This is a genomic window from Gordonia otitidis, assembly GCF_020735545.1.
GTDB classification, from domain to species: Bacteria; Actinomycetota; Actinomycetes; order Mycobacteriales; family Mycobacteriaceae; genus Gordonia; species Gordonia otitidis.
This window is the reverse complement of record NZ_CP085974.1, coordinates 4,613,238-4,625,905: the sequence shown is the minus strand read 5'-3', so window position 1 is coordinate 4,625,905 and position 12,668 is coordinate 4,613,238. Positions and strand designations below refer to the sequence as shown.

Annotated in this window: 10 protein-coding genes; 7 read left to right on the top strand and 3 right to left on the bottom strand. The window is 63.1% G+C overall.

The features are described from left to right. The first annotated feature begins 121 nt into the window (after window positions 1–121). The 3 genes from gdhA (at window position 122) to LK459_RS21100 (ending at window position 2,757) form a co-directional block, all read left to right on the top strand. Window positions 122–1,471, top strand: a complete 1,350-nt coding sequence (gdhA, locus tag LK459_RS21110; RefSeq protein ID WP_227920575.1) for an NADP-specific glutamate dehydrogenase — start codon at window positions 122–124, stop codon at window positions 1,469–1,471. A gap of 58 nt (window positions 1,472–1,529) precedes the next feature. Next, window positions 1,530–1,994 (top strand): SRPBCC family protein, encoded by a 465-nt coding sequence (locus tag LK459_RS21105; RefSeq protein ID WP_007237958.1) that lies wholly within the window; start codon window positions 1,530–1,532, stop codon window positions 1,992–1,994. 103 nt (window positions 1,995–2,097) lie between these two features. Further along, window positions 2,098–2,757, top strand: a complete 660-nt coding sequence (locus LK459_RS21100) for a dihydrofolate reductase family protein (RefSeq protein WP_227920574.1) — start codon at window positions 2,098–2,100, stop codon at window positions 2,755–2,757. Window positions 2,758–2,764: 7 nt separating this feature from the next. Here the strand turns inward: LK459_RS21100 and LK459_RS21095 are convergent, their stop codons facing one another. Further along, window positions 2,765–3,124, bottom strand: coding sequence for a TraR/DksA family transcriptional regulator (locus LK459_RS21095; protein WP_227920572.1), 360 nt, complete (start codon window positions 3,122–3,124; stop codon window positions 2,765–2,767). Window positions 3,125–3,230: 106 nt separating this feature from the next. Here LK459_RS21095 and LK459_RS21090 point away from each other — a divergent pair, with 106 nt between their 5' ends. Next, complete coding sequence (locus tag LK459_RS21090; protein WP_227920570.1) at window positions 3,231–4,451, top strand: acyl-CoA dehydrogenase family protein; 1,221 nt, start codon at window positions 3,231–3,233, stop codon at window positions 4,449–4,451. A 157-nt stretch (window positions 4,452–4,608) separates the two neighbouring features. Here LK459_RS21090 and LK459_RS21085 read toward each other — a convergent pair whose 3' ends face one another. Next, a complete protein-coding gene (locus tag LK459_RS21085) occupies window positions 4,609–5,139 on the bottom strand; it encodes an LppP/LprE family lipoprotein (protein WP_083835868.1) in 531 nt (176 codons plus the stop codon). Between the two features lie 254 nt (window positions 5,140–5,393). On the opposite strand from LK459_RS21085, the gene LK459_RS21080 reads away from it, so the two are divergent. From LK459_RS21080 to LK459_RS21070, 3 genes are all read left to right on the top strand, one after another. Then, window positions 5,394–6,461, top strand: coding sequence for a heme-binding protein (locus LK459_RS21080; protein ID WP_227920569.1), 1,068 nt, complete (start codon window positions 5,394–5,396; stop codon window positions 6,459–6,461). 268 nt (window positions 6,462–6,729) lie between these two features. After that, entirely contained in the window at window positions 6,730–8,880 is a 2,151-nt protein-coding gene (locus LK459_RS21075) for a cytochrome P450/oxidoreductase (protein WP_227920567.1), read from the top strand. A 56-nt stretch (window positions 8,881–8,936) separates the two neighbouring features. Then, window positions 8,937–10,292: an MFS transporter gene (locus LK459_RS21070; RefSeq protein WP_227920565.1), complete on the top strand. Its 1,356-nt coding sequence runs from the start codon at window positions 8,937–8,939 to the stop codon at window positions 10,290–10,292. A gap of 25 nt (window positions 10,293–10,317) precedes the next feature. On the opposite strand, the gene LK459_RS21065 is transcribed toward LK459_RS21070, so the two are convergent. Continuing rightward, a complete protein-coding gene (locus LK459_RS21065) occupies window positions 10,318–12,561 on the bottom strand; it encodes a hypothetical protein (RefSeq protein ID WP_227920564.1) in 2,244 nt (747 codons plus the stop codon). Between the last annotated feature and the right edge of the window lie 107 nt (window positions 12,562–12,668).

Sequence of the window (12,668 nt, the reverse complement as noted above, 5' to 3'; positions counted from 1 at the left end):
CACAGCAGATGTGCTCGGGCCATGTGTTCGCAACCCAGCGATCGAGGACCAGGCCGACTCGCGATGTCGCGGTAGTTCGCACCGGCCCGGTCACGCCGAGCGCAGGAAAGGTGTTGGCGACATGTCGAAGGTCGACGAGACGGTGCAGGACCTCTACGACGAGGTGGTGGCACGCAATCCGGGAGAGGCGGAGTTCCACCAAGCTGTGCGCGAGGTCTTCGACAGTCTCGGGCCGGTGGTGGCCAGGCACCCGCACTACGCGGACGCCGGGATCATCGAGCGCCTCTGCGAGCCGGAACGCCAGATCATCTTCCGCGTGCCGTGGGTCGACGACGCTGGGCGCGTGAGGATCAACCGTGGGTTCCGCGTCGAGTTCAACTCAGCACTCGGGCCATACAAGGGTGGACTGCGGTTTCATCCGAGCGTGTACCTCGGAGTGATCAAGTTTCTCGGCTTCGAGCAGATCTTCAAGAATGCACTCACCGGCCTGCCCATCGGGGGCGGCAAGGGCGGTTCGGATTTCGATCCGAAGGGACGCTCCGACGGCGAGATCATGCGGTTCTGCCAATCGTTCATGACCGAGCTGTATCGCCACCTCGGTGAGCACACCGACGTCCCGGCCGGAGACATCGGTGTCGGCGGACGTGAGATCGGTTACCTGTTCGGTCAGTACAAACGCATTACCAACCGCTACGAATCAGGTGTCCTCACCGGAAAAGGTCTGTCGTGGGGTGGATCCCAGGTACGCACCGAGGCCACCGGATACGGAGTGGCGTTCTTCATCCGCGAGATGCTTCGTGCGCGGGGAACGGATTTCGACGGTAGGCGGGTCGTCGTCTCCGGCTCGGGAAACGTGGCGTTGTACGCGATCGAGAAGGTGCACCAACTCGGTGGCCGGGTCATCGCGTGCTCGGACTCTGCCGGTTACGTCGTCGACGAGGAGGGTATCGACCTCGACCTGCTCAAGCAGATCAAGGGCGTCGAGCGCGGGCGGGTATCCGACTATGCGGCCCGCCGCGTCGGCGCGGCCCGCTTCGTGGCGTCGGGCTCGATCTGGGATGTACCGACAGAAATCGCTATTCCCTGCGCCACGCAGAACGAACTCACCGAAGCCGACGCGGATCGTCTTGTCGCGAACGGCTGCATGATCGTCGCCGAGGGTGCGAACATGCCCGCGACCCGCGAGGCCATCAAGACATTCGCGAAGTCGACGGTCGCGTTCGCTCCTGGCAAAGCCGCCAACGCGGGCGGTGTCGCCACCAGTGCACTGGAGATGCAGCAGAACGCTTCTCGTGACTCGTGGAGCTTCGAGTACACGGAGACACGACTCGCCGACATCATGCGCGGGATCCACGAGAACTGCCTACGCACAGCCGACGAGTACGGATCTCCCGGCGACTACGTGCTCGGCGCGAACATCGCCGGGTTCACCCACGTGGCCGACGCCATGCTCGCGCTCGGGGTGATCTGACAGGGATGTTCGCGCTCGCTCGGTTGCCATTACCCGATCGCTTCGGCACGGTGGAGTGATGAGCGAACAAACGAGTGTCACGGTAGAGCGAGTCATCGACGCACCGGCCGACGAGGTGTTCGACGTGTTGAGCAACCCGCAGCGTCACCCGGAACTCGATGGTTCCGGGTTCGTGCGCAGCGTCGACCACGCCGATCGCATTCAGAAGGTCGGCGAGGTGTTCACCATGAACATGGAGGGTGCGCACATGGGTGGTGAGTACAAGACCGACAATCACGTCACCGGTTACGCCAAGGACAAGCTTCTCGCCTGGCAGACGGCGCCCGCAGGCACCGAGCCGCCCGGGTGGGAGTGGGTCTGGGAACTGGAGGCACAGGGCCCGGACAAGACGCTCGTACGGCACACCTATGACTGGTCGAAGGTCACGGACAAGGATCTCCTGAAGAAGGTGAGCTTTCCGCTGGTGACCGAGGATCAGCTGGAAGACACCCTGGGCCGACTGGCCGCTGCTGTCAGCAGTTGAGCGAGGTGGGGTAGTCGACCGACCGATGAGTTCAGCGCTCGCGCGGAGTCTCTCAGAGGTGAGGGGCTTCGCCCTCACTGACGACGGAGACGAGGAGCGTTCGATGGCTCGCAGAGCGCAGGTACGGGTGGATCTGATGAACGTGTCCCTCGACGGCTATGCCGCGGGTGACCACATCACGATCGACGAACCCATCGGCGGCGCGGGGGAGTTGTTCGCCGACTTCGACGGCCGCGTGATCGCCGGTGTCCAGAACGCCGATGCGCCCATCGGCGCCGACGGACTGTTCAACAGTTTGTGGGGGCAGGGCATCGGTGCGGAGATCATGGGTCGCGGCAAGTTCGGGCCCCAGCAGGGGCCGTGGCCCGACGACGGATGGCGCGGATGGTGGGAGGACGAGCCTCCCTTCGAGACACCGGTGATCGTGCTGACACACTACGAGCGCGCACCCATCGAGTTCGCGAATGGGACGGTGTTCCATTTCGTCGACGCAACGCCCGCGCGAGCATTGGAGCAGGCTCTCGAGCTGGCGAACGGTCTCGACGTGCGCATCGGTGGGGGACCGTCGACGGTCAACGAGTTTCTGCGGGACGACCTCGTCGACGCGATGCACCTCACCGTGCAGCCCATCGTGCTCGGCGAAGGAACGTCGTTGTGGTCGGGACTGGGCGGAATTCACACACGCTTCGACATCGAGTCGGTGACAACATCGACGGGATTGATACATCAGTTCTGGAACCGGCTGCGGGACAACAGAAACTAGGCAGTCGTCACCAACGGCGCGTCGAACCTCTTCTGGCGCAGTCAATGCACTGACGCGCCGCGGGCAGAACCTCGAGGCGTTCGGGATCGATAGGCCTACCGCACGTTTCGCACTGGCCGTACGACCCGTGTTCGACGCGCTCGAGCGCCGAATCGAGCTCTGCGAGCCGCACTCTCGATCGTTCCAACTGGGCAACCAATTGTCCGCGCTCGACGGCGAGCGTCGACCCTTCGGGGTCGTGCTCGTCGTCGGATGCCGCGTCTGCGGTCGCCTCGACCACGGCGATCAGGCGCGCCGACAGGGACTCGATCAGGTCAACCGTGCGTGCGCGCTCGGTGACCAGGGTGTGCGCCGACTGGTCATCCATCCACGCCATGCTACGTATGCATGTCGGACACCACTGCCGCCCGAGTAAACATCCCGGTGAGTACAACCGGTGCTGCCGTCGCGTGAACGTGACAGGTTGACTGTTCATGACCACATCACTCATCCACGAGCGCCACCCGCGAGTCGATGCACGACCCTCGTTCGACTTCGACGACATCTATGCGAAGATCGCCGCCGCGGCGGTGGAGCGGGAGCGTTCACGCACTCTGGCGCATTCCGAGGTAGCGCGGCTGTGGGAGCGTCGATTCGGTGCGTTGCGACTGCCGGTCGAGCGTGGAGGCGCAGGCGCCTCGGTGCGAGACCTCTTTTCGGAGCTGATCACGCTCGCCGCGGCGGATTCGAACATCACCCAGGCACTGCGTGTGCACTTCGCCTTCGTCGAGGATCAACTGATCGCAGGCGACGACAGACACATCGCCGCGATCGCGGACGGCATCCTCGTCGGTAACGCGATCACCGAACCCGGGTCCGGTGCCATCGGCGGCTACCAGACCCGGCTGACGCGGTCAGGTGACGAATGGCGTCTGAACGGGGAGAAGTTCTACAGCACTGGATCGTTGTACGCCGATCACATCCTGGTCGCCGCCGATCGGGATGGTGAGCGGGTCAGCGTTCTCGTCCCCTCCACGCGCGAGGGCGTCAAGCGGATCGACGACTGGCGCGGCTTCGGCCAGCGTCTCACCGCGAGCGGGACAACCCTGTTCACCGACGTCGTCGTCTACGACGACGAGATACTGGGTCCTGGTTACGGAACTGCAGGACCCACCTATGCGACGGCTTACCTGCAACTGTTCCAGCTGGCAGGTCTCGCGGGCATCGCGCAACGCGCCACCGACGACCTCGTTCAGTGGGTGTCGGCGCGGGAGCGAACGTTCACTCATTCGGTCGCCGACCGCCAGCGCGACGACCCCTTGGTCCAGGAGATCGTCGGACGTCTTTCTGCCACAGCCTTTTCCGCTCGGTCGAGCGTTCTGGCGGTGGCCGACCTGCTCGATGATCTCCTCGCCACCGACCCCGAGAACGCCGAGGCGATCACTCGCGTCGAGCTCGCCGCGGGCCGGGCGCAAGCGTCTGTCGCTGCGCAGGTGCTGGCGGCGACGAATGAGCTCTTCGAGGTCGGCGGCGCATCGATCGTCGCCGAAGAGACTGCGCTGGACAGGCATTGGCGCAACGCTCGTGTGCTCGCCGTGCACAATCCGATCAATCAGAAACTGCGCGCAATCGGTGATCATCTACTCAACGGCACCGATCTTCCGTATGCGTGGAGCGCCGGTGTACGCAACAGCGCAGAACCGACGGGGGAGTGAGGCCGAGAAGCTCTGCACCCCGTCGACGCGCAGGTAGTCGACCACGCATGTCCGAAGATCGGAGATGCCGACACTTCTCGTGTGCCGACGAGCGACCACATCTTTTGACTGCCGAAGCCGCAACGCTGGCGCGCCGCCACACGCTGTCTATGCGAACTCACCCGTTCGAAGGCGGCAGCTCACCGATTCGGAAGAACGAATCCCACAGTCCCACATAGGTTGACGAGACAGGGCCGCCGGTCGGGAACGCGTTGGCATCGCCAGGATTTGTCCAGCGATAGGTGACGGTTACGCTGATCGGCGTCGAACCCGTGACCGATACGAATCCTGTCGGTTTCCATGCGGAACCGAGGTACTTCCCGGGACGGAACAGCAAGACCGCGACCGGCGAGGACCCCGTGCCACCTGAGGTCTCGAATTGCGCCCACATGAGGGGCGGACACCACGGGGTACGGTCACGCGACTTCGAGCTCAGGACCCAGTGCAGATCTTTGCGCCCCAGGGGCGGGCCGATCTGACGAAGTCCACGCTGAACCTCTGATGACGCAGCAGACAGACAGGCTCCACCGCCGGATGTCCCGGCCTGGTGTGCACCTGCGGGCGCCGCTACGGCCGGTGCCGCGGCTGCGGTTGCCAGGATTGCCGACGCTGCCAGCGCGCTCAGCATGCTTGTTATACGACGAGACATGGCGCCTCCACTTGATTTCGGACGGAGTCCCCGGCCTTGTCTGACAGATCGTCGCTGCGGCCGCAGACGTTAGACGTGGGGCGCCATCGATACCCGACAGTCACGTAATCGTGACTTGGGGCTGAGAACCTCACTACTCAACTCGCAGCACGACAAGCCTGGTCGAGTCACGTAGTGGATTACGCGGGAGAACCTGCCGCTCACTGAGCACAGTCGAAGAGTCCCAGTCAGCCCAGCACCCATTGGAGACTCAGATGTCTGCTCCCACCGAAGACCCCATCGCAACTGCAACTCAGCCGGAAGTGGCCAACGTCGATGCACGCACCGTCGGTCTCGCAACCGGCGAGGACACGAACGCGCTCGGCCCACTTGCCCAGTTGCCGGGCGTGTGGGCCAATGTCGGTTCCCACGACAACACGCTCGTGGGACGAGGATGGAACATGATCGCGTTGCCGTTCGGCGGAGCCGATGAAGTCCCGTTCCGCTTGTTGCTCAACCAGTTCAACGAGCGTCTCGAGTTCAGCCTCGTCGACAAGAACATCCCCAACAGAGGCGTCGACCAGCTCACGCACACCGAAGCCGACGAATCGATCGCCGCACTCGACTACGAACAGTCGATCATGCAAATCGCCGCTGGCGATTTTCCGCAGACGCCCCTGGCCGGTCAACCCGGAGCCGCGATTCACCATGAACCCGGCTTGTTTCTCCACATGCCCGAACAGGACTCGACGCAGACGACGGAACCCGACTCCTTCAACATCGGTCGGCTCGCGACGATCCCGCATGGCGATTCGGTTCTCGCACTGGGCACTTCCTCTGTCACCGCGGGAATGCCCGACATCGATCCCGTCGACCCACTGCCCGTCGGCGTCCCGCACGACCTGACAGACCCATACCTTGCGCCCTATGTCCACTTCCACAATGTGAATCAGGGGGACAACAAGAACTTCCGTGGTGCTCTCGACCCGACAGATCCCGTTGCCCTGCTCGAACAATCGAACACCAACGTGAACATCACGTCCACCACAACGCTCACGATGTCGACGGTGAACCAGGGCGGCATCACGAATATCCCGCTCGTCACAAAGCAGGCCAACGCCACCGAAATGCATGCCACCTTCTGGATTCAGCAACTCGAGGACACCGATCTGTTCGGTCGTCCCCGCCTGCGACTTCAGTACCTGCAGGTGGTCTTCCTCGAATTCCTGCCGCGAACAGATGGTGTGCCGGGTCTGATCCGGTGGCCGCACATCAGCTTCAACACGATGGAGAAGATCAGCGACACCCCTGATCCGGGATACGGGGCGCTGAAGCTCTTCTGATTCGATGGGCGGGCGAACCGGGAAGGGGCGCCCGCTCATCGGCACCTCCCGCGAGAATCCTGGCTGTGCAGTATTCGCAGAATCGACAGTTCAGTGCGCATTCTGAGCATGCCAGTGACACCGGTCACGCAATAACGTGATCTGTGTTCCAGACGACACACTCTTCGTCTGATCGATTCTCCAGGAGCATCATGACCGCGCCGAATTGTTCTGCACCACAATCACTCATCACCGAGGTGGCTGCGTCGCGGCCGGAGAGCCTGCCCGCGTGAGCTCGTCGGCGTCCTCAGCGTCGAATCCTCCCGTGGCCGAGTGGATCACGCTGAAGCTACTCGAAGAGGATCCGTTTGCCACTCTCGGTCGGCTGCGGGAGTCGGCGCCAGTGCACTGGGTTCCGGCACTGAATCGGTACGTCATCACCCGATTCGAGGAGTGTCGCTACGTCGAGACCCGGCCCGACGTCTTCACCGCTGAGGAGGACGGGCATCGAGTCGATCGAACGATCGGACGATCGATGATCCGAAAAGACGACCCCGACCATGCGCGCGAGCGGCTCGCGGCGAATCGCACGTTGCGCATCCGTGCAGTTGCGGACAGGTGGCGCCCCGTGTTCGAGGCCAATGCCAACCGGCTCCTTGCCGAGTTCGTCGATCGCGGTCCGGGAGCCGACCTGAGTGAGCATTTCGCCGCACCGTTGGCTGCGGCGAATGTCGCAGCACTGGTTGGCCTTCCGCACGTGCCACACGACGACGTCGCGCGCTGGTCAGCCACCTTCATGGCCGGAGCAGCCAATCTGGCGGAAGAACCCGACATCTGGGCAAGTGTCGCCGCCGTGAACGCGGAGATCGACGACGCACTCGATGAGGCAGTTGATCGTGTGCGTCGACATCCCGACGGCTCCATCCTCTCCACGATGGTCGAGGCGGGGATGCCACTGGCGACTCAGCGCGCCAATGTGAAGCTGGCGATAGCCGGCGGCATCAACGAACCCAAGCATGCTGTCACCAGTGCGGTGTGGGCACTGTCCACACGCGCCGAGCAACGACGACGAGCAATGGCGGAGCCATCCTTGTTCGAGGCGGTGTTCGAGGAGATCGTGCGCTGGTTGCCGCCCGTGGGCATGATCTCGCGGCGGACGACCCGTGACGTCGAGCTGGGGGGCTTGCTGATCCCGGCCGACGCGCAAGTGGGAGCGTCGCTACATGCGGCGAATCGTGATCCTCGACGATTCGCGAACGCCGACCAGTTCGATTTCAATCGTGATTCCACCGGTCATCTCGGGTTCGGTGCCGGTCCGCACATGTGTGCGGGGCGGTGGGTGGGACAGTGTTCGGTGGGGCAGGTCGCCCTGCCCATGTTGTATTCACGATTGCGCGGCCTGACGGCGAGCGACCCGGAGGGTGCGCACTTTGTCGGATGGACCTTCCGAGGCCTGCAGCAGCTACCCGTGCAGTGGGATTTCGTGACCCGGTTTACCGCGGAACCTACCCGGTCGCCGACTGCCCGTGAGGTCACCGTCACTGAGAAAGTGGTCGAGGCCGAGGGCGTGTGCAGCGTAACCCTCGAGCCGATCGAGGGTGCCGCCAACTGGGAACCCGGCTCGCACATCACCCTCAAGTTGCCGAACGGGCTGGAGCGTCAGTACTCGCTGTGCGGATCACCGACGGCAGCACATTGGCGGATCGCAGTGCTCGCCGAACCGTCAAGTCGAGGTGGGTCGGACTACATCCACACTCAGCTCCAGGTCGGTGACCGTCTCCCAGTAGTCTCGCCGCGCAACAACTTTCCGCTTTCTCGGTCCGCGCGCTACAGATTCGTCGCCGGTGGCATCGGAATCACACCGATCCTGCCGATGATCGCGCAGGCAGACAGTAATGGCGCTGACTGGTCTCTGCTGTATCTGGGTCGCACTCGCCGTCGCATGGCATTCCTGGGGGAACTCGAACGCTACGGCACCCGCGTCACCGTGTGGCCGAGCGACGAACGGGGGACCGTCGACCTACGCGGCCATCTGGGCGGGGCGGAGTCCTCACCTGTGTATGCATGTGGGCCGGAGAAACTGCTGGATGCGTTGGAGTCGATGTCTGCAGACTGGTCCGACAGCACACTCCATGTCGAACGCTTCGTCGCTCGCGCCGTGGACCTACCGAACACTCCGTTCCGAATTCGATTGGCGCACAGCGGTCGAGTACTCGAGGTGCCGTCTGACAAGTCCATCGTCGATGTGCTCGACGACGCTGACGTGGCGACCACCACCTCATGCTTGGAGGGCACCTGTCGCACGTGTGAGACCGGTGTAGTCGCCGGAATCCCATGCCACCGAGACTCCACACTCAGCGCCGAAGAACGGCTCGCGTCGAACAGTCTCATGATCTGCGTGTCGCGTTCGAAGACGCCGGAACTCACACTCGATCTCTGAGTGCAGCACAACTGTTGCCGCCTAACCCCACACCCCTCAATTAGGAGAGATAAAGTATGTCGAGTTCAACCGTTGTCCGACAGCCGGTTTCACTGGTGCGCGTCGGTGCGGCCAGCCTCATCGGCACCACTGTCGAATACTATGATTTCGCCATCTACGGACTGGCCGCCGCATTGGTGTTTCCGCATGTCTTCTTCGCTGACAACGACCCGTTCGTCGCGACCGTCCTAGCCCTGGGCACCTTCGCTGTCGGATTCGTCGCCCGTCCGCTCGGCGGACTGTTCTTTGGTCACTACGGAGATCGAATCGGCCGAAAACGCATGCTGGTGCTTTCGCTGTTCTTGATGGGCGTGGTCACGGTTCTGATCGGACTGCTGCCGGGGACCGAGACGATCGGTGTCGCGGCGCCGATTCTGCTCGTGATTCTACGGTTTATTCAGGGTTTCGCTTTTGGAGGGGAGTGGGGTGGTGCGATCCTGCTGGCCTATGAATCCTCCCCGGAATCTCGTCGAGGCTTCTCTGCTGCGCTTCCGCAGACTGGCCCACCGGCCGGTATCCTGCTCGGCAATATCGCGTTCCTGGCCGTTGCGCAGCTTCCCGACGAGCAACTCTATTCGTGGGGCTGGCGAATCCCGTTCTTGTGCAGCGCGATCCTGGTGATCGTCGGCTTGGTCATACGCGCTGGGATCGGTGAGTCGATCGACTTCGAGAATGCCCAGAAAAACGGTGAGACCTCAACGGCACCGATTCGCAGAGTCTTCCAGACCAGTACTGGATCAATCGCATTGGTGGCCGGTGCGTTCCTCGGGTTCGGGAGCCTATCGCTGATCGCGATCAACTTCCTGGTCAGTTACGGAACTAGTTCTGACGTTGGATTCAGCCGTTCTGAAATCCTCACGGCGGTGCTGATCGCCAATGCGGCGCAACTGTTCATGACGCCCCTGGGTGGCGCGCTCGTCGACCGGATCGGTATGAGTCGTGTCATGGGTACAAGCATCATCGGGTGCATGGTTACCGCGTCGTTCCTGATCTTCGCCGTGTCGACGGGCAACCTGATGTTGACGATCCTCGGATATCTCCTGTGTATGAGCCTGTTCTTCAGCTTCGGCTACGCTGCTCAGGGTTCGCTGTTCGCCGGTGCGTTCACCCCTGAGGTCCGCTACACCGGAATGTCGCTCGGGTTTCAGCTTTCTAACGTGCTCGGTAGCGCGATCAGTCCGATCGTCGCGACCGTCCTCGTCCGCGAGACCGGATCGATCTACTCCGTCATCATCTATGTGACTGCGGTGCTGATCATTTCGGGGATCTGTACGGCTGCTCTACTCAAACGCCGCGCCAATGCGCACAGCACGTCGGTACCGATCGCCACGAATCGTGTCGATGATGAGCTCGAAACGGCCGGACCAGCTTGATCGGCGAGTGCGAGTCGGCGTGTGGCTAGGAGTCTGCATCCGCAGCTTGCGTTGCCGATCCATCGGTGCCGTTGTCGCCTCCGCCTGACGACGGAGTCACCGCCGGTTGAGCATCTGACGGTGCCGAGGACGAGGCTTCGGACTCCGGAGCGGCGCCCGAGTCCTTGCTCGGTGTCGTGTCGGTGGCGGATGTATCCGACGACTGCTGCGTAGCCGCATGCTTAGGTGTGTTCGAACCGCTCGGCGCGAACTGCGACCTCTCACCATCGGGGAGTGCATGGCGTCCGGCGGACGCGGATGTCTCAGCGGTGTCCGACTGTGGGGTCGCGCTCGACGCGCTTTCTGGCTGCGACGTCGGGCTCTCTGGGCTTGCAAGGCCGTGCTCGGTTTTGTCGGCAAGGGTGGCCGACGCGTCGACGGCCCAGTCGGATGCCGCCTTTGCGTGGGCCGAACCCTCGTTGACCGATCGGGTGGCCGCGTCGGCGATCGCCTGCGAGATCTGCGTCGCCGTAGGCGTCACGTACTTCGCAAACAGGGGAGTGAGTACTCTCTCCAACGTTCCGATCGGATCGCTCAGGACCCCGCCTGAGGGATCCTCGATGTTCGCGAGCTGGAACAGCAGCGACGGGCTGAGAGTGATCACCGAGGTCGGGATGTCGCCCAGCAGGTTCGACACGACGTCGGGAACCGCCGACGCCGTGCTCGGACCTGTGCCGATCTGGAAGCCCGGCAACCCGACACCCATGAACGACGGGCCGGTGACCCCGAATCCGTTGGGACCCACATCGAACGAGCCGAGCGAGTACACCAGCGGGACAGTGGTGTCACCGACCTTGATCGTCGCCACCGTCCAACCCGAGTTGTAGGCGATGCCGTCGGGACCGAGGTGGCTCGACTCCAGCAATGACGTTCTCTCCGCGGCCAGGCCGAGCGTCGGGATCGAGAACGTCGCCGACCGCGTTCCCAGAATCGAATTCACCGACTGCCCTGAGGTGGTGACCAAACCCGGGCTCAGCTGCATGCCCGTCGTGAACAGATTGTCGGGCAGGCTGATGCCCGCGGCGAACACCGGCACAGTTGCCACGTAGTCCTCAGCATCGCCCGCCCCTGGCACGATGACCTGTGTGACCGCGCCTTGCCACCCGGCTGAGCTGCCGAGTCTGCCCGCGAAGGTGCTCCCTACCTGCCGCGAGATCACAGAGAATCCGCCGACGTCGATTCCGTCGAGCGCCGACAGCGCACCGGGGATGGCGTCATTGGGGTTGTAGGTCGTGGTCTGGACCTGGTTGCCGTTGTCGTCGGTCTCACCGATCCACTCCGTGCCGTACACCGGGACTTCCGCGGTGACGGCCGGGATCGTGACACATTTGTTGAAAACACATACCCGCTTCTCAGGGGTGATGACCACTATCCGTGTACCGGTCTGCACGACGTGGTTCGAGCCGTTGTCCACGACCAGGGCGTTCGGCGTGTTCAGGTTCTGCGCGAACAGCGCTTTGAGCTGTTCCGACGTGATGCCGTTCACGGAGATGCGGTCTTGATTGATCCAGGTTGTCGACGTCGAGCCGAGGAAACTGGCGCTCCCAGTCCAACGGGAAGTCGTCTGTGACCCTGTCCAGAACCCGAGCGCGTCGTCGATCGACGGGATTCCGGTCAGTTCGCCGGCATGTTGGGACACCTTGTCGCCGCCGACGACTTCTTTGACATCGGCGAGTGTGTTCTGCGCGAGCGTTTGGAGGTTGATCCCGTTGAGCTGTATCAGCGTCGAACCCATCTTCGCGTACACCTGGGCTCCGGAGCCCAGTGTGTCGGCAAGCGGCAGGGCGGCGAGAACCTGAGCGGCCTGGGGGCTGATGCCTGACAAGCTCGTCGACGTACCGGGAATCGAGCTGGAGTCCGGCACAGCCAGCACCAATTTGCCGCCCTCGGTCAACGCTTCGAGGAACGTGAGTTGGCGTGAGGTTGTCGAATGCTCGCTGGTGACCACGGGCACCCAGCCCTCGGGAAGCGACTTGCCGACAGGGGCGAGCAGCGCGATCTGGGTCCGCCCCAGATTGTCAGCGATGGCGATCAGATTCTCGACGGTGCTGTAACTGTTCTCTGCGACCTGATTCGTATTGAGTGAGTCGGCGTAGGCGGAGCCGGCGGCACCCGCTCCGACAGCCAGGCTCGCACCGAGCGCGACGACCGCCTTCTGGATCCGGCGCGACTTGCGTGTCTCCTCGCGGTGGCGCTCTCGTCGCTGTGTTCGGTTGTCGGCGGGCATCATTCGTTGTAGTCCTCTCAGAGCTGAAGCTCACGAAAGTAAAGCAGAAAATGCCCGATTCGACGGATTCAATTTGCCAGTTCCGAAGGCTAACGGCGGAAATCGTCCGA

What these genes read in the sequence shown, in the direction of transcription:
- LK459_RS21065 (WP_227920564.1), bottom strand. Translation starts at nt 12,561, where the DNA reads ATGATGCCCGCCGACAACCGAACACAGCGACGAGAGCGCCACCGCGAG.
- LK459_RS21080 (WP_227920569.1), top strand. Translation starts at nt 5,394, where the DNA reads ATGTCTGCTCCCACCGAAGACCCCATCGCAACTGCAACTCAGCCGGAA.
- LK459_RS21085 (WP_083835868.1), bottom strand. Translation starts at nt 5,139, where the DNA reads ATGTCTCGTCGTATAACAAGCATGCTGAGCGCGCTGGCAGCGTCGGCA.
- LK459_RS21100 (WP_227920574.1), top strand. Translation starts at nt 2,098, where the DNA reads ATGGCTCGCAGAGCGCAGGTACGGGTGGATCTGATGAACGTGTCCCTC.
- LK459_RS21095 (WP_227920572.1), bottom strand. Translation starts at nt 3,124, where the DNA reads ATGGATGACCAGTCGGCGCACACCCTGGTCACCGAGCGCGCACGCACG.
- LK459_RS21090 (WP_227920570.1), top strand. Translation starts at nt 3,231, where the DNA reads ATGACCACATCACTCATCCACGAGCGCCACCCGCGAGTCGATGCACGA.
- LK459_RS21070 (WP_227920565.1), top strand. Translation starts at nt 8,937, where the DNA reads ATGTCGAGTTCAACCGTTGTCCGACAGCCGGTTTCACTGGTGCGCGTC.
- LK459_RS21105 (WP_007237958.1), top strand. Translation starts at nt 1,530, where the DNA reads ATGAGCGAACAAACGAGTGTCACGGTAGAGCGAGTCATCGACGCACCG.
- gdhA (WP_227920575.1), top strand. Translation starts at nt 122, where the DNA reads ATGTCGAAGGTCGACGAGACGGTGCAGGACCTCTACGACGAGGTGGTG.